This is a genomic window from Mesorhizobium sp. Root157, from assembly GCF_001427385.1.
GTDB lineage: Bacteria > Pseudomonadota > Alphaproteobacteria > Rhizobiales > Rhizobiaceae > Mesorhizobium.
This window is the reverse complement of the sequence record NZ_LMGJ01000003.1, coordinates 288,678-305,010: the sequence shown is the minus strand read 5'-3', so window position 1 is coordinate 305,010 and position 16,333 is coordinate 288,678. Positions and strand designations below refer to the sequence as shown.

Genomic DNA, 16,333 nt, shown 5'->3' with positions numbered 1-16,333 from the left:
CCCGGTTAGCACCGGGCTGGTGGCGCTAGAAATCGCGGTGCCGGCGGGTTCGTAAGCCGAAGCTGTCAACGCGTTTTGTGCTCTTGGTGCGGGCGCGTTCAGCTTCCTGATGCAGGCCGAAAACGGTTGCGATCAGCATGGCTACGGTCATGGCAGTGGCGAGCATGTAGATCATCATCAGCGTATCTCCTGACCATTGGAACGCGTGGGGCGCGCTTTGGTTTCAGCCATCCTCGCTCACACTGTGGTGAATTCGGCTTGAATGGGTGCTGAGCAGGGCATTCATCTGCCGTTCATCGAGGCTTGGAGCATCGGACCGAAAAGTGTACTCGGTTTTCGGACTATTCCGATGCTCATTCAAAGTGTTAGAGCGTCCTTTGTGCGTCTGAAAGGACGCACGGCGCTCTAAAGCGTTGCAAGACGCGCGAACGGGTTTGCCTTTGGGCGGGCGTATCTTTAGAAGCACTTGCCATGATTGAACGCATTGCCATCTATGCCGGCTCCTTCGACCCGCTGACCAACGGCCATCTGGACGTTCTCAAGGCCTCCTTGGCCGTTGCGGACAGGATTTATGCGGCAATTGGCATCCACCCCGGCAAGAAGCCGCTGTTCTCGTTCGAGGAGCGGGTGGTGCTGATTGAAAAAGTGGCCAGGGACGAGTTGGGCAGCGATGGCGCCCGCATCAAGGTGGTGGCATTTGACGGTCTGGTCATAGACGCGGCCAGGCGCGAAGGAGCCTCCATCATGATCCGCGGCCTGCGCGACGGCACTGATCTTGATTATGAGATGCAGATGGCAGGCATGAACGAGACCATGGCGCCCGAACTGCAGACCGTTTTTTTGCCTGCCAGCCCCTCGGTGCGAACCATTACCGCCACACTCGTGCGCCAGATCGCTTCAATGGGCGGAGACATCCGCCCCTTCGTTCCGGCGGCGGTCGTTGGCCCGCTCGTTGCCAAATTCGCGAAATAGCCCTTCGGAGACCCATCCATGTATCGCAGGAAATTCCTGGCGCTGGCTGCCCTGTTCACTGGCCTTGCAGCCTTCTCGGTTCCGGCTTCCGCCGCCGATCCCGAAAACACCATGATCATTACGCTGAAGGATGGCGACGTCACCATCGCGCTCAGGCCCGATCTTGCGCCGAAGCATGTCGAGCAGATCAGGAAGCTGGTGCGCGAAGGCGAATATGACAACGTCGCCTTCCACCGCGTCATCAATGGCTTCATGGCCCAGACCGGCGACGTCCAGTATGGCGACATGAAGGAAGGCTACAATGCCGGTGCAGCCGGCACCGGCGGTTCGGCGCTTCCCGACCTGCCGGCGGAATTCTCTGCCGAACCCTTTGTGCGCGGCGTCGTCGGCATGGCGCGCGCCCAGGATCCGAACTCTGCCAATTCGCAATTCTTCATCATGTTCGCGCCGGCCGACTCGCTCAATGGCCAGTACACCGTCGTCGGCCAGGTGGAGAGCGGCATGGAACTCGTCGACAACATCAAGAAGGGCGATGATGCGCAGAACGGGTCGGTCGCCGACCCCGACCGCATGATCAAGGTGCGCATCGCCTCCGACAACAAGTAACTGGATTCATAAGGATTATTGCAAATGGCTGACATCAAGGACCGCGAAAATGCGCTCATCATGGAAACGACCCAGGGCAAGGTCGTCATCGAACTGTTCCCCGACCTGGCGCCCGGCCATGTCGGCCGCATCAAGGAACTGGCCCGCGAAGGCGCTTATGACGGCGTCGTCTTTCACCGCGTCATCGATGGCTTCATGGCCCAGACCGGCGACGTCAAGTTCGGCAAGTCCGGCGGCAAGGATTTCAATCCCGGCCGCGCCGGCATGGGCGGCTCCGACAAGCCGGACCTGAAGGCTGAGTTCTCCAACGTCAACCACGGCCGCGGCACCTGCTCGATGGCGCGTTCCCAGAACCCGAACTCGGCCAACTCGCAGTTCTTCATCTGCTTCGACGATGCCGGGTTCCTGAACCGCCAGTACACGGTATGGGGCCAGGTCATCGAAGGTATGGACAATGTCGACAAGATCAAGCGCGGCGAACCGGTACCGGATCCCGACAAGATCGTGTCGATGAAGGTCGCTGCCGACGTCGCGGCCTGACATCTGAATGATCTGGAGCCTGCTTTGGGGGGCATTCGGCGTGGTGGCAGGGTCTTTCCTTGCCATCCAGGCGCCGATCAACGCCGCGCTCAGCAAAGGTCTCGGCATGCCGGTCGCGGCGGCTGCCTCCTCGTTCTTGGCGGGAGCGGTGGCGTTGGCCTTCGTTTCGGCTGTCTTTTCGCAGGCGCAAGGCATTTCGATCGGCTGGCGCGTGCCGCCGCTGTGGATGTTCTTCGTCGGCGGCTGTCTCGGGGCGGCGTTCGTTACCGCCGTCATCATCCTTACGCCGCGGCTTGGCGCGGCAGCTACGATGGGTTTCGTGGTTGCGGGCCAATTGCTCGCCGGTATAGTCGTTGACCGCCTTGGCTTTCTCGGTCTCGCCGTGCGTGAGATTTCGGTCGGACGCATGGCAGGGGCCATGCTGCTGCTTGCCGGAGCGGTTCTGATCCGGATTTACTGAAAATGCGCGTTGACCTGTTCGATTTCGAATTGCCCGAGGAACGCGTTGCCCTCAGGCCGGCAGAACCGCGCGATCATGCCCGCCTCCTCGAAGTCAAGCCGGGCGAGGGCATGCGCGACCTTTCGGTTCAGGATTTGCCGAACCTGCTGAACTCCGGCGATGTGCTCGTGTTCAACGACACCAAGGTCATTCCGGCGCAACTGAAGGGCATGCGCCGGCGCGACGACGCCGTGGCCCAAGTGGAAGCGACGCTGCATATGCGCACTTCGCCCGACCGGTGGCTTGCCTTCATGCGCCCGGGCAAGCGTGTGGCCGCCGGCGACCGCATCCATTTCGGCCATGACGGCAACTCTTGCTTTCTTGGCCAACTCGATGCCACCGTGCTCGAAAAGCGCGAGGGCGGCGAAGTGCTGCTCGGATTCGATGTTTCAGGCCCGTTCCTCGACGAGGCGCTGCATGCGGTCGGGCATATCCCTTTGCCGCCCTATATCGCTTCGAAACGCGATGACGACGAGCGCGACATTCGTGACTACCAGACCATCTATGCGCGCGAGGAAGGTGCGGTTGCGGCGCCCACGGCGGGCTTGCATTTCACGCCCGAGCTTTTCGCGGCCCTGGACGCAAAGGGCATCGAGCGCCGCTTCGTCACCCTTCATGTCGGTGCCGGCACCTTCCTGCCGGTGAAGGCTGACGATACGTCGGATCACAAGATGCACGCAGAAATCGGCCTTGTTTCGGAAGCGACCGCTTCGGCGCTGAACGCCGCCAGGGCCCGTGGAGGCCGTATCGTCGCGGTCGGCACCACTTCGCTACGGCTCCTTGAAAGTGCCGCCAGCGAAGATGGCACGCTCAAGGCTTGGTCAGGCCCGACCGACATCTTCATCACCCCCGGCTATCGCTTCCGGGCGGTCGACGTTCTGATGACCAATTTCCACTTGCCGCGCTCGACCCTGTTCATGCTTGTCTCGGCATTTTCGGGGCTGGAAACGATGCGCGCCGCCTATGACCATGCCATAGAAACCGGCTACCGCTTTTATTCCTATGGCGACGCCAGTCTCCTGTTTAGGGAGCGCACATGACCGCCGAATTCTCCTTCAAGCTTCTCGCCACCGACGGCAAGGCGCGGCGCGGCGAAGTGTCGATGCCGCGCGGCGTCGTCCGCACCCCGGCCTTCATGCCGGTCGGCACTGGCGGCACCGTCAAGGCCATGTATATGGATCAGGTGCGCGGCGTCGGCGCCGACATTATCCTCGGCAACACCTACCATCTGATGCTGCGCCCGGGAGCGGAGCGCGTGGCGCGACAGGGTGGGCTGCACGAGTTTGCCCGCTGGCCGCACCCGATCCTCACCGACAGCGGCGGCTTCCAGGTCATGTCGCTTTCGAAGCTGCGCAAGCTCACCGAAAAAGGCGTGACCTTCCGGTCGCACATCGACGGCGCGCCCTACGAGATGACCCCGGAGCGCTCCATCGAAATCCAGGGCCTGCTCGATTCCGATATCCAGATGCAGCTCGACGAATGCACGGCGCTGCCGGCGACGTCCAAGGAAATCGAGCGCGCGATGGAGCTTTCGCTGCGCTGGGCCGAACGCTGCAAGACAGCCTTCGGCGATCAGCCGGGCAAGGCGATGTTCGGCATCGTGCAAGGCGGCGACAGTGCGCCTTTGCGAGTCAAGTCGGCCGAAGCGCTCAAGGCGATGAACCTGAAAGGCTATGCCGTTGGCGGTCTTGCCGTTGGCGAGCCTCAAGCCGTGATGCTGGAGATGCTGGACATCACCTGTCCGGTCCTGCCGTCCGAAAAGCCGCGTTACCTGATGGGCGTCGGCACGCCGGACGATATTCTGAAGTCGGTGTCGCGCGGCATAGACATGTTCGACTGCGTCATGCCGACCAGGGCAGGGCGGCACGGTCTCGCTTATACGCGGCGCGGCAAGGTCAACCTGCGCAACGCTCGCCACGCCGACGACCATCGCCCGCTGGATGAAGAAAGCGATTGCCCCGCCGCCCGCGACTACTCTCGCGCCTACCTGCATCATCTGGTGCGTTCGCAGGAATCGCTGGGCGCCATGCTGCTCACCTGGAACAATCTCGCCTACTACCAGCGGCTCATGCAGGATATCCGCGCGGCGATCGGGGCGCAGGCCTTCGAGGCCCGCGCCGCCGAAATTTCCGAAGGCTGGGCGCGGGGCGACATCCCGACGCTTTGAGTTTTGCGGTCAAGTACTCAGAGAATTTGATGCCCTCAAGCTACAGCCGGTAATGCGGTACGTGCCGTCCGGCTGCAATTCGAGCGTATAGACCGCTTCGTAATCCTTGCCGTCCGGTCCGGTGACGAGCACCTGCTGGATGATCGAGGTCGGGCTTATTTCCTGCACCTTGCCGAATGCGTAGCCCTTCGGCCGCCGCACCGGAGCATATCCCTTGCTCACCATATCCATGAAGATATCGGCAGTCGGGAACATCCGCTTTATGTTGGGGGCGGCGAAGCTGTAGGCGAGTGCGCCGTCATTGGAGACGAAAGCCTTGAGTTGGCCGTCGATGACGTCCTGCACGGCTTTGATCTCTGTTTCTCCGGAAAAGCATGGCGAGGAGAAGGTCAGACCTGCCGCTGTCAGCGCGATAAGAATGCGGTGCATATCTGGCCCTCCGCAGCATCTTGGATCGTATCATCATACAATACGAACGAAGGCTGCGGCAGGTTTCACGGCAGCACGAAAAGTTGTTGAGCTTGAAAGGCGCCGGACAGTCTGCGACAAGGACCCAAACCAACCTGCGGTTTCGGACGGAACGAACGATGAAGACGTTTTTTGTGCAGATCAAGTGCGACCTCGGTAAGGCCTATGAGGTCGCCAGCGAACTGGCCGATGCGGAAATCGCCTCTGAAATCTACTCCACGGCAGGGCAGTTCGACCTGCTTGCTAAGTTCTATGTCGGCGATGAGGAAGACGTCGGCCACTTCGTCAACCAGAAGGTGCAGGTCATATCGGGCATCAAGGATACCTTCACCACCGTCACGTTCCGGGCGTTCTGACCCTCTACCCACCTCCGGTTTCGGCGGCGGATCCGCCTGAAAATCTGTTTTGCCGCCTCAAATCCGGGCAATCGAGAGGCTCGGATCGCTTCTGACGCACCAATCCTGCGATTACGCTTGCTTTTCTCCCCTGACGCCATTTCAAATAGCGTTACAGGGGAGGACGCGATTGGCGGCATTCGATGAAATGCTCCCGGAAGTATCCGGGCTCAGGAAGCCATATACGGCTTACGATCGTTGGCTCAAGGAACAGGATCCGGCCAGACTTGCCCAGAAGATGCAGGATGCCGAGCGGGTCTTTCGCAAGACCGGTATCACCTTCGCCGTCTATGGCGAGCAGGAAGCTTCTGAACGGCTGATCCCGTTCGACATTGTGCCGCGCATCATCTCCGGCCAGGAATGGCGGCGCCTCACGCAGGGCATCGAACAGCGCGTGCAGGCGCTGAATGCCTTTCTGGACGACATCTACCATCGTCAGGAAATCCTGCGTGCCGGACGGGTGCCGAAAGACCTCATTGCCCGCAACGAGGCTTTCCTTCCTGAAATGATCGGCGTGCGCCCGCCCGCCGGCGTCTACACCCACATCATCGGCATAGACATCGTGCGCACCAGCGAGAACGAGTTCTATGTGCTGGAGGACAATGCCCGCACGCCATCCGGTGTTTCCTACATGCTGGAAAACCGCGAGACGATGATGCAGCTCTTTCCGGAGTTGTTCCAGCAGATCAAGGTCCGCCCGGTCGAGAACTACGCGCAATTGCTGCGCCAGTCGCTTGCGGCAGTCAAGCCCGAGGGCGCCAAGGATGCGCCCACCATCGCGGTGCTGACACCGGGAAGCTACAACTCGGCCTATTTCGAACATGCCTTCCTGGCCGACCAGATGGGCGTGCAACTGGTCGAGGGCCAGGACTTGCGCGTTGTCGACGGTCACGTCGCCATGCGCACCACCGAAGGTTACAAGCAGATCGACGTGCTTTACCGCCGCGTCGATGATGCGTTCCTCGACCCGCTGACGTTCAATCCCGATTCCACGCTCGGCGTCGCCGGCATCATGGATGTCTATCGCGCCGGAAACATCACCATTGCCAATGCACCCGGAACCGGTATTGCCGACGACAAGGCGATCTACTCCTACATGCCTGAAATCGTTGAGTTCTACACCGGACGCAAGGCCATCCTCGGTAACGTGCCCACTTGGCGCTGCTCGGAGCCGGACAGCCTGAAATATGTGCTCGAGCACATCCATGAACTGGTCATCAAGGAAGTTCACGGCTCCGGCGGTTACGGCATGCTGGTCGGCCCCGCTGCCTCCAAGAAGGAATGCGAGACGTTCGCCGCCAAGCTGTCGTCCAAGCCGTCGAACTACATTGCCCAGCCGACGCTGGCGCTCTCCACGGTTCCGATCATGACGGAAAAAGGGCTTGCCCCCCGCCACGTCGACCTGCGCCCCTATGTGCTTGTGTCCGATCGCATCCAGCTTGTTCCCGGTGGCCTTACCCGGGTTGCGCTCAAGGAAGGCTCATTGGTCGTCAATTCCTCGCAAGGCGGTGGCACCAAGGATACGTGGGTGCTCGATGACTGAGCCGGGCGGGAGGACCATCTGATGCTTCTCGGGCGCACTGCCAATGGCCTTTACTGGATGAACCGCTACATCGAGCGGGCTGAAAACATGGCGCGTCTCGTCGATGCCGGCTTGCGCATGGCGCTGACGCGTACGCAGGATGCCTCGGAGGAGTGGACCTCCGTCATCATCAGTTCCGGCTCGGATGTGGCTTTCGCCAACAAATACAGCGACTACACGGCGGCCAACGTCACCGATTTCCTGTTGCGCGACACGTCCAATCCATCATCGGTCATGTCGTCGATCGAAACCGCCCGCACCAATGCCCGCATGGTCCGCACCGCGTTGACCCGCGAGACCTGGGAAAGCATCAACGAGGCCTGGATGTCGTTGAAGCGCATGCTAGCCAAGCCCATCGACGAGCGCGAACTGCCTGCGGTGCTCGACGCGATCAAGCGCGAAACGGCGCTGATCCGTGGCGCTTTCTATGGCACCATGCTGAGGAACGAGATCTTCGATTTTTCCCAGCTTGGCACCTATGTCGAACGCGCCGACAACACCGCGCGTATCCTCGACGTCAAATACTACGTGCTCCTGCCGTCGATTTCCTGGGTTGGCTCGACGCTGGACAACTACCAGTGGGAATCGATCCTGCGCTCGGTGTCGGCCCACCGCTCCTATCGCTGGAACTATGACGCGACCTACAAGCCGTCCAACATTGCCGACTATCTGATCCTCAACGGCCGCATGCCGCGTTCGCTGGCTTTCTGCTACCGTTTCATTGCCGAGCATCTCAATCTCCTTTCCGAGGACTACGGCGAGCGGCACGCCTGCCATGACACGGCACTGACAACGCGCTCCTTGCTCAAGGTGGGCTCCATCAAGGACATTTTCGACGCCGGCTTGCACGAATTCCTGAGCGATTTCATCCGCGACAACACCCGGCTCGGAAACGAAATCGCCCAGCACTACCGGTTTCATTGAGGTCTCTGGATGCGGCTGAAGATCACTCACCGGACCGAATATAGCTACGATGTGCCGGTGCACTATGCCCTCCAGCGCCTGCGGCTGATGCCGTCCAGCGGGCCGACGCAGAAGGTGCTTTCATGGGACTTGACCATCGAAGGCGCACGCGAGGAGGTCCGCTTCAAGGATCACTTCGAAAACGACACGCGCCTGATCAGCGTCGAGGGCGATCCGCACCGCATTGTCGTCGAGGTCGCCGGCGAAGTCGAAACGCGCGACACCGCCGGTGTCTACGGCATGCAGTACGGGTTCGCGCCATTGTGGCTGTTTTGCCAGGAAACGCACCTGACCAAAGCCGGTAGCGGGATCACCGACCTGGTCGCTTCCGCCGGTGACGGCAGCGATATCGAAAAGCTGCATCGGCTGATGATGAGCGTCGGTGCGTGCGTGAGCTACACTATCGGCAGCACCACCACGCAAACGGCCGCCGAAGACGCCTTGGCGCTCGGCATGGGCGTGTGCCAGGATCACACCCATATACTCATAGCCGCCGCGCGCGCCATGGGTTTGCCGGCCCGCTACATCAGCGGCTACTTGATGATGGACACCGCCATCCAGCAGACCGCCAGCCACGCCTGGGCGGAAGTTCATGTCCCGAAGCTCGGCTGGGTAGGATTCGACGCTTCGAATGGCATTTCCCCGGATGAGCGTTATGTGCGCATAGCCGTTGGCCGCGACTACCGGGATGCCATGCCTGCGTCGGGAATCCGCTTGGGACAGGCCGAAGAACGGCTTGCGGTTCAGATCACGGTAGAGCAGTAATTCCGCGCCAATGCATGTCGCCCGAAAGTGGGAACCGGTTTGGGGATAACGACATGCATGAAAACAAATACTTGGAGCGCGTCAGCGAATCTGAAAGATCGCGGCGCGCGCCAAGATCATGTCGGAAGAGTATCCATGACCTATTGCGTAGGGTTGCAGATCGACCGCGGGCTCGTGTTCATGTCGGACACGCGCACCAATGCCGGCATGGATTCCATCTCCACCTATCGCAAGATGCATGTCTGGGAACTGCCGGGCGACCGCGTCATCGTGCTGATGACCGCCGGAAATCTCGCGACAACGCAAGCCGTTGTCAGCCTGCTCGACGAACGCACCAAAGCCGTTGCCGATCGTCGCGCCACCTTGCTCGAAACGCCGTCGATGTATCAGACCGCGCGTCTGGTGGGCGATACAGTCAAGGAAGTCATTGCCAGTTCGGCGCCGGAAGGCGAACGGGCGGATGCCTATTTCAACGCTTCTTTCGTTCTCGGCGGTCAGATTCGCGGTTCGCAGCCGCGCCTGTTCATGATCTATCCGGAAGGCAATTTCATCGAGGCGACCGACGATACGCCGTTCTTCCAGATCGGCGAGACCAAGTATGGCAAGCCCATCATCATCCGGGCCTATGACCGGGCCATGACCTTCGCGGAAAGCGTCAAACTGATGCTGGTTTCGTTTGATTCGACGTTGAAATCGAACCTGTCCGTCGGGTTGCCGCTCGATCTGATGTTTTATGAGAAAGACAGCTTCAAGGTCGGTTTGAGGAAAAGGATCGGCCAAGACGATCCCTATTACCGCACGATCTCGGAAGGCTGGTCGGACGCCCTGAAGGCAGCCTTCCAGCAATTGCCGGACTATCCTGAGTAATTTATCCGACCGGAGAGAGCCAAATGGACGGCAACGAGTTCCGCGACTGGTCGATCCGGGCCGCCGAGTGGGGTGCCGACTATCGCCAAACCTTGCGCGACCGGCCGGTGAGGCCGAGTACCGAACCGGGTGACGTCTTCCGCGCCATTGAGGCCTCCCCACCGGAAGCCGGCGAGCCGATGGAGAAGATATTCGCGGATTTCGAGGCGACGATCGTGCCGGGCATGACCCATTGGCAGCATCCGCGCTTCTTCGCCTATTTCCCGGCCAATGCCGCTCCCGTCTCGGTCGTGGCCGAATACCTTGTCTCGGCCATGGCTGCCCAGTGCATGCTGTGGCAGACCTCGCCGGCGGCGACGGAACTTGAAATGCGCATCATCGACTGGATGCGCCAGGCGCTCGGCCTTCCACAAGGCTTTTCCGGTGTCATTCAGGATTCGGCTTCCTCGGCCACATTGGCCGCCGTTCTCACCATGCGCGAACGCGCGCTCGCCTGGCAGGGCAACAAGAAGGGGCTCGCCGGCCAGCAGGCCGTGCGCATCTATTCGTCGGATCAGGTCCACACGTCGATTGATCGCGCCATCTGGGTGTCCGGCATAGGCGAGGAGAATCTGGTCCGCATCCCGGTCAAGGGTCCGTTGCGGGCGATGGACGTGATTGCCCTTGAAGCGGCAATCGCCGCCGACCGCGCCAATGGCTTCCTTCCGGCCGGGATCATCGCTTGCGTTGGCGGCACCAGCGTCGGCGCAACAGACGATATAGCGGCTGTTGCAGATATTGCGCGCCGTCACGGCCTCTACCTCCATGTCGATGCCGCTTGGGCCGGCTCGGCCATGATCTGTCCGGAGTACCGGCACTTCTGGGCCGGTGTGGAGGGCGCGGATTCCATCGTCTTCAATCCGCACAAATGGCTGGGCGCCCAGTTCGACTGTTCGATCCAGTTCATCGGCGATCCTGACAGCCACGTGCGAACGTTGGCCATCAAGCCGGAATACCTCAAGACCCATGGCCATGACGGCATCGTCAATTATTCCGAATGGTCGGTGCCGCTCGGACGCCGTTTCCGGGCGCTTAAACTATGGTTCCTGTTGCGCGCGCATGGGCTCGAAGCCTTGCGCATGATGATACGAAATCACGTCTCATGGAGCGAAAGGTTGGCCGGCCAATTGGCTGCCGAGCCGGATTTCGAGATCGTCACCGCGCCGATGCTGTCCCTGTTTTCGTTTCGCCATCGCACTCCCGCCGGCATTGACGGCGACGGGCACAATCTGCGCCTGCTCAACGCCATCAACGACGATGGCCGTATTTACCTGACGCAAACGAAGGTGGACGGGCGTTTTGCCATCCGTTTCCAGGCCGGCCAATTCGAAACCACCGCCCAGGATATCGAAACGGCCTTTACCGTCATCACCGAACTCGCCCGCGGTCTGTCCTGAAGTCCGCCCGCATTTTCGATAGGCTCACGACCAATCCGCAAGTTCTTTTGCACGCCTCATGCCTGTTCATCGTTTTCGTTTTACGCTATGGGTCGAAAAAACGAAAACAGGTTGAGCCATGTACCTCCCACCTCGCCATGTCGAAATCATCCAGATGGCCAAGGACAAGGGCAGGGTACTGGTCGATGATCTGGCCGCGCATTTCTCGGTCACCCCCCAGACCATCCGCAAGGACCTCAACGATCTGTGCGATCAGCGCCTGCTGAGCCGTGTCCATGGTGGGGCGCTGTTCCCCTCAGGCATCGAAAACATGGAGTATGAGGCCCGGCGCAAGATCGCTGCGGACGAGAAGGAAGCCATCGGCAAGGCCGCCGCGCGCCTGATCCCGGACAGTGCCTCGCTGTTCATCAATATCGGCACCACGACAGAGGCGGTCAGCAACGCGCTGCTCGATCATTCCGGCCTCATGGTCATCACCAACAACATCAATGTTGCCAACAGGATGCGCGTTTATCCTTCCATAGAGGTGGTCATTGCCGGCGGTGTCGTCCGCGGCTCGGATGGCGGCGTCGTAGGCGAGGCGGCAGTCGATTTCATCAAGCAGTTCAAGGTCGACTACGCGGTGATCGGCGCCTCCGCCATCGATCACGATGGCGCGCTTCTCGACTTCGATTTCCGCGAAGTCAAAGTGGCGCAGGCCATCATTGCCAATGCCAGGCATGTGATTTTGGTGTCCGATCGCACCAAGTTCGAGCGGACAGCGCCGGTGCGCATCGGCCATCTCTCCCAGGTCAATACCTTCATCACCGACCGTTGCGAGATCGCTTCGGTACGCCGCATCTGCGAGGAATCCGAGGTTCAACTGATCGAAACGACCGCCCGCGCCTGAGGATGGTCGGACGGTGAAAACTACCCCGAGAGGTCGTTTGACATTCGTTATCATTTCGAAATAATCTCGAATTGATTTCGAAATTGGAAAAATAGCCGCGCAACGAAATCTCGGAGAACTTCGTGGGCGAAACCCCGATCCATGACATTCTGGTCGTCGGCGGCGGCATCAATGGCTGTGGCATTGCCCGCGACGCTGCCGGCCGCGGCTTTTCCGTGCTTCTTGCCGAGATGAACGACCTCGCCAGCGGCACGTCCTCGGGGTCGACCAAACTCATTCACGGCGGCCTGCGCTATCTGGAATTCTACGAATTCCGGCTGGTGCGTGAGGCGCTGATGGAGCGCGAGGTGTTGTGGCGCAATGCGCCCCACATCATCTGGCCGATGCGTTTCGTGCTGCCCTATGCCGAGGGCTTGCGGCCGGCATGGCTGCTCAGGCTCGGCCTGTTTCTCTACGATCATCTTGGCGGCCGCAAGTTGCTGCCGGCGACGAAGACGCTGGATATGCGTGGCGACCCGGCAGGAAAGCCGCTGAAGCCGTTGTTTTCGAAGGCATTCGAATATTCGGACGGTTGGGTCAACGATGCCCGGCTGGTCGTCTTGAATGCCCGCGACGCCGCCGATCGGGGTGCCGATATCCGCACGCGCACCAAGGTTGTCTCAGCACATCGCGAAAACGAACTCTGGGCGGTTACGCTGGAGGATGGGCGCACCGGAGCCCGCGAAGAGGTCAAGGCCCGTTTGCTGGTCAACGCGGCAGGGCCTTGGGTCGACCATGTCCTGTCGGAAGCGTTAGGCCGGAACGATGTCCACAATGTCCGCCTCGTCCAAGGCAGCCATATTGTCGTGCCGAAGAAATTCGACGATCCGCGCGCTTACTTCTTCCAGAACAAGGATGGGCGCATCATCTTCGCCATTCCCTATGAAGAGGATTTTACCCTGATCGGCACCACAGATCAGGACTATCCGGGCGATCCGCACGATGTGAAGATCAGCGACGCCGAGATTGACTATCTGTGTTCGGCGGCAAGCGAGTATTTTGCCGAGCCGGTCACGCGCGCCGATATCGCGTGGACCTATTCGGCGGTGCGCCCACTTTATGACGATGGTGCCTCCAAGGCGCAGGAGGCGACCCGCGACTACGTGTTGAAAGCCGAGGAAGGCGAGGCGGGAGCGCCGCTCCTCAATGCGTTCGGTGGCAAGATCACCACCTACCGCCGGCTTTCCGAAGCGATGCTGGAAAAGATCGAGGGTTTTCTTGGCAAGCGCGGCAAGCCCTGGACGGCGAATGCGCCGCTGCCCGGCGGCGATTTTCCAGCGACCGGCTTTGTCGCCGAAGTCACAAAATTGCGCAACGCCTATCCGTTCCTCGATCCCCACCATGCCCGTCGTCTCGTGCGCCTCTATGGAACGCGGGCACATGGCTTGCTTGGCCGGGCCAAATCGATTGTCGAACTCGGCCAACATTTCGGCGCCGACCTTTACGAGGCCGAAGTGCGCTATCTGGTTGCGAACGAATGGGCCGTCACCGCCGAGGACGTGTTGTGGCGCCGAACCAAGCGAGGCCTGCGCCTTACGTCGGACCAGTCATCGGCGCTAGATTTATTCATGCGAACCCTGAGCAACCGGCATCCAGCGGCGGCTGCCGAATAAAGCAGGGCCGCTGCCCCTTGCGCCGTTCGGTGCCGGCAAGGCAGGATCGGCCGCAATCGGGTTTTTGGCGGGGGACACAATGAGCGGCTTTGTGCTGGCGATCGATCAGGGCACCACCTCGAGCCGGGCGATCCTGTTCGACAGCGCAATGAAGGTGGTCGGCCTCGGCCAGAAGGAATTCACCCAGCATTACCCGGCATCCGGTTGGGTCGAGCATGATCCCGAGGAGATTTGGGGCAGCGTCGTTTCGACGGTGAAAGCCGCCTTGAAGAAGGCACAGTGCCGCGCCGCCGATGTAGCTGCAATCGGCATCACCAACCAGCGCGAAACCGTCGTCATCTGGGACAAGGCGACAGGCAAGCCGATCCACAACGCCATCGTCTGGCAGGACCGCCGCACCGCGCCCCTGTGCGCCAAGCTCAAGAAGCAGGGGCTCGAGCCGAAATTCAGCAAGAAGACCGGCCTTCTGCTCGATCCCTATTTCTCCGGCACCAAGATCGCCTGGATGCTGGACAAGGTGAAGGGTGCCCGCAAGCGGGCCGAGAAGGGCGAACTGCTCGCCGGCTCCATCGACAGTTTCCTGATCTGGCGGCTCACTGGCGGCAAGGTTCACGCGACCGATGCCACCAATGCCTCCCGCACGCTTGTCTATAACATCGAGAAAAATGAATGGGACACCGAGCTTCTCAGCATTCTGAACATTCCTGCCGCGGTGTTGCCGCAGGTGAAGGATTGCGCCGATGATTATGGAATAACAGATGAAAACCTGCTTGGATCCGGCATAAGGATCCTGGGCGTTGCCGGTGACCAGCAGGCTGCCACCATCGGCCAGGCCTGTTTTCAGCCGGGCATGATGAAATCGACCTACGGCACCGGCTGCTTTGCCCTGCTCAACACCGGCGGCGATCTGGTGCGCTCGAAAAACCGCCTGCTCACCACCATCGCCTACCGTTTGAACGGCAATACGACCTATGCGCTCGAAGGCTCGATCTTCATTGCCGGTGCAGCCGTGCAATGGCTGCGCGATGGCTTGAAGATCATCGGCAAGGCAAGCGAAACCGGCAAACTCGCGGCAGAAGCCGATCCGACCCAGTCTGTCTATCTGGTCCCGGCCTTCGTCGGCCTTGGCGCACCGCATTGGGATGCCGAGGCGCGCGGCGCAGTCTATGGCCTGACGCGCAACTCCGGCCCGGCCGAATTCGCCCGCGCCGCGCTGGAATCGGTTGCCTTCCAGACGCGCGACCTTCTGGATGCCATGCACAAGGATTGGAAGGGCGGCACCGCCAGAACCGTATTGCGCGTCGACGGCGGCATGGTCGCGTCCGACTGGACCATGCAGCGTCTGGCCGACATTCTCGACGCGCCCGTCGACCGGCCGACCATTCTGGAGACCACGGCACTTGGTGCGGCCTGGCTTGCCGGCTCGAAGGCCGGCGTCTGGCCGAAGGCCGAGGAATTCGCCAAGTCATGGGCGCTTGACCGGCGCTTCACCCCGCAAATGGATGAAGCGACACGCACCGCCAAGCTGAAAGGCTGGCGCGAGGCTGTCCGCCGCACGCTCAGCGTATAACCGGTGGCAGTTACGTCACTTGCCGCGCAGGAAGTTGATGATGCCGGAAAAATCGCTGGCCGCGCCGCCCTGCGCATTGAACAGTGCGTAAAGTTGCGCCGCCTCTGCTCCCAGCGGCGTCACCGCGCCCGCGCCTTGCGCTGCTTCCTGCGAAAGCTTGAGGTCCTTCAGCATCAGCGCCGCCGCAAAGCCCGGCTTGTAGTCGCGGTTGGCGGGCGAGGCAGGCACCGGTCCCGGCACCGGGCAATAGGAGGTCAGCGACCAGCATTGGCCGGATGACGTCGAGGCCACGTCGAACAGCGCCTGATGCGAAAGGCCGAGCTTTTCGGCCAGCACGAAGGCTTCGGCGACACCGATCATCGAAATGCCGAGGATCATGTTGTTGCAGATCTTCGCCGCCTGGCCGGCACCGTCGCCGCCGCAATGGACGATGCGGCCGGCCATCGGCTTCAGGATCGGTTCGGCCTTGGTGAAGGCGTCGTCGCTGCCACCGGCCATGAAGGTCAGCGTGCCCGCCGACGCACCTCCCGTACCACCGGATACCGGTGCATCGATCGAGGCAAGGCCGTGTTTCTTGGCCACGGCGTGCGCCTTGCGGGCCGATTCGACATCGATGGTGGAGGAATCGATGAACAGCGCGCCTTGCTTGGCCTTGGGCGCGATGTCCTCATAAACCGACAGCACATGCTTGCCCGCCGGCAGCATTGTGATCACGACATCGGCGTCCTTCACCGCCGCCACCGCATTGGCCATAATGGTTACGCCATGATCGCGCGCCACCGCCAGGTTCTCCGGCATCAGGTCGAAACCCAGCACGGTGTGGCCTGCCTTGACGAGATTGGCGGCCATGGGATTGCCCATGTTGCCGAGGCCGATGAAGGCGATGGTGGTCATTGATGTCCTCCGTGGGAATGGGGCAGTGGACGGGTAGGCAGAGGGTCTGCGGGCATATCGCCCAATTG

Annotated in this window: 18 protein-coding genes; 15 read left to right on the top strand and 3 right to left on the bottom strand. The window is 61.0% G+C overall.

From position 1 onward, the window contains the following. Window positions 1–25: 25 nt before the first annotated feature. Window positions 26–178 (bottom strand): hypothetical protein, encoded by a 153-nt coding sequence (locus tag ASD64_RS21350; RefSeq protein WP_200957797.1) that lies wholly within the window; start codon window positions 176–178, stop codon window positions 26–28. Window positions 179–471: 293 nt separating this feature from the next. Here ASD64_RS21350 and coaD point away from each other — a divergent pair, with 293 nt between their 5' ends. Genes coaD through tgt form a run of 6 tightly spaced genes read left to right on the top strand, consistent with a single transcriptional unit; the run spans window position 472 to window position 4,784 of the window. Beyond that, complete coding sequence (gene coaD / locus ASD64_RS04660; protein ID WP_056101369.1) at window positions 472–972, top strand: pantetheine-phosphate adenylyltransferase; 501 nt, start codon at window positions 472–474, stop codon at window positions 970–972. Between the two features lie 18 nt (window positions 973–990). Then, a complete protein-coding gene (locus tag ASD64_RS04655) occupies window positions 991–1,578 on the top strand; it encodes a peptidylprolyl isomerase (RefSeq protein ID WP_056101365.1) in 588 nt (195 codons plus the stop codon). A 24-nt stretch (window positions 1,579–1,602) separates the two neighbouring features. Beyond that, window positions 1,603–2,118, top strand: a complete 516-nt coding sequence (locus ASD64_RS04650) for a peptidylprolyl isomerase (RefSeq protein WP_056101362.1) — start codon at window positions 1,603–1,605, stop codon at window positions 2,116–2,118. A 10-nt stretch (window positions 2,119–2,128) separates the two neighbouring features. Continuing rightward, window positions 2,129–2,578, top strand: a complete 450-nt coding sequence (locus tag ASD64_RS04645; protein WP_156460011.1) for a DMT family transporter — start codon at window positions 2,129–2,131, stop codon at window positions 2,576–2,578. Between the two features lie 2 nt (window positions 2,579–2,580). Next, window positions 2,581–3,657: a tRNA preQ1(34) S-adenosylmethionine ribosyltransferase-isomerase QueA gene (gene queA, locus ASD64_RS04640; RefSeq protein ID WP_056101358.1), complete on the top strand. Its 1,077-nt coding sequence runs from the start codon at window positions 2,581–2,583 to the stop codon at window positions 3,655–3,657. Beyond that, complete coding sequence (tgt, locus tag ASD64_RS04635) at window positions 3,654–4,784, top strand: tRNA guanosine(34) transglycosylase Tgt (RefSeq protein WP_056101356.1); 1,131 nt, start codon at window positions 3,654–3,656, stop codon at window positions 4,782–4,784. Before queA ends, tgt begins: the two co-directional genes overlap by 4 nt. Before the next feature lie 9 nt (window positions 4,785–4,793). Here the strand turns inward: tgt and ASD64_RS04630 are convergent, their stop codons facing one another. Continuing rightward, complete coding sequence (locus ASD64_RS04630) at window positions 4,794–5,213, bottom strand: DUF4864 domain-containing protein (protein WP_056101347.1); 420 nt, start codon at window positions 5,211–5,213, stop codon at window positions 4,794–4,796. A 158-nt stretch (window positions 5,214–5,371) separates the two neighbouring features. On the opposite strand from ASD64_RS04630, the gene ASD64_RS04625 reads away from it, so the two are divergent. The 9 genes from ASD64_RS04625 (at window position 5,372) to glpK (ending at window position 15,371) form a co-directional block, all read left to right on the top strand. Then, window positions 5,372–5,608, top strand: coding sequence for an Lrp/AsnC ligand binding domain-containing protein (locus ASD64_RS04625; protein WP_056101344.1), 237 nt, complete (start codon window positions 5,372–5,374; stop codon window positions 5,606–5,608). A gap of 169 nt (window positions 5,609–5,777) precedes the next feature. Further along, window positions 5,778–7,190: a circularly permuted type 2 ATP-grasp protein gene (locus tag ASD64_RS04620; protein WP_056101341.1), complete on the top strand. Its 1,413-nt coding sequence runs from the start codon at window positions 5,778–5,780 to the stop codon at window positions 7,188–7,190. A gap of 21 nt (window positions 7,191–7,211) precedes the next feature. Beyond that, window positions 7,212–8,153 carry an alpha-E domain-containing protein gene (locus tag ASD64_RS04615; RefSeq protein ID WP_056101339.1) on the top strand — a complete coding sequence of 314 codons (942 nt, stop codon included), beginning with the start codon at window positions 7,212–7,214 and terminating at the stop codon, window positions 8,151–8,153. A gap of 9 nt (window positions 8,154–8,162) precedes the next feature. Then, entirely contained in the window at window positions 8,163–8,957 is a 795-nt protein-coding gene (locus ASD64_RS04610) for a transglutaminase family protein (protein ID WP_056101335.1), read from the top strand. A 135-nt stretch (window positions 8,958–9,092) separates the two neighbouring features. Continuing rightward, a complete protein-coding gene (locus ASD64_RS04605) occupies window positions 9,093–9,824 on the top strand; it encodes a proteasome-type protease (RefSeq protein ID WP_056101332.1) in 732 nt (243 codons plus the stop codon). 23 nt (window positions 9,825–9,847) lie between these two features. Beyond that, window positions 9,848–11,260 carry a pyridoxal phosphate-dependent decarboxylase family protein gene (locus ASD64_RS04600; RefSeq protein WP_056101329.1) on the top strand — a complete coding sequence of 471 codons (1,413 nt, stop codon included), beginning with the start codon at window positions 9,848–9,850 and terminating at the stop codon, window positions 11,258–11,260. Between the two features lie 118 nt (window positions 11,261–11,378). Beyond that, window positions 11,379–12,149, top strand: a complete 771-nt coding sequence (locus ASD64_RS04595; protein ID WP_056101327.1) for a DeoR/GlpR family DNA-binding transcription regulator — start codon at window positions 11,379–11,381, stop codon at window positions 12,147–12,149. 122 nt (window positions 12,150–12,271) lie between these two features. Further along, window positions 12,272–13,801 (top strand): glycerol-3-phosphate dehydrogenase, encoded by a 1,530-nt coding sequence (gene glpD, locus ASD64_RS04590; RefSeq protein WP_056101324.1) that lies wholly within the window; start codon window positions 12,272–12,274, stop codon window positions 13,799–13,801. Between the two features lie 79 nt (window positions 13,802–13,880). Continuing rightward, window positions 13,881–15,371, top strand: coding sequence for a glycerol kinase GlpK (glpK, locus tag ASD64_RS04585; RefSeq protein WP_056101323.1), 1,491 nt, complete (start codon window positions 13,881–13,883; stop codon window positions 15,369–15,371). Window positions 15,372–15,386: 15 nt separating this feature from the next. Here the strand turns inward: glpK and mmsB are convergent, their stop codons facing one another. Beyond that, the gene (gene mmsB / locus ASD64_RS04580) at window positions 15,387–16,265 is read right to left on the bottom strand and encodes a 3-hydroxyisobutyrate dehydrogenase (protein ID WP_056101320.1); all 879 of its coding nucleotides are present in this window, start codon (window positions 16,263–16,265) and stop codon (window positions 15,387–15,389) included. Window positions 16,266–16,333: the final 68 nt, after the last annotated feature.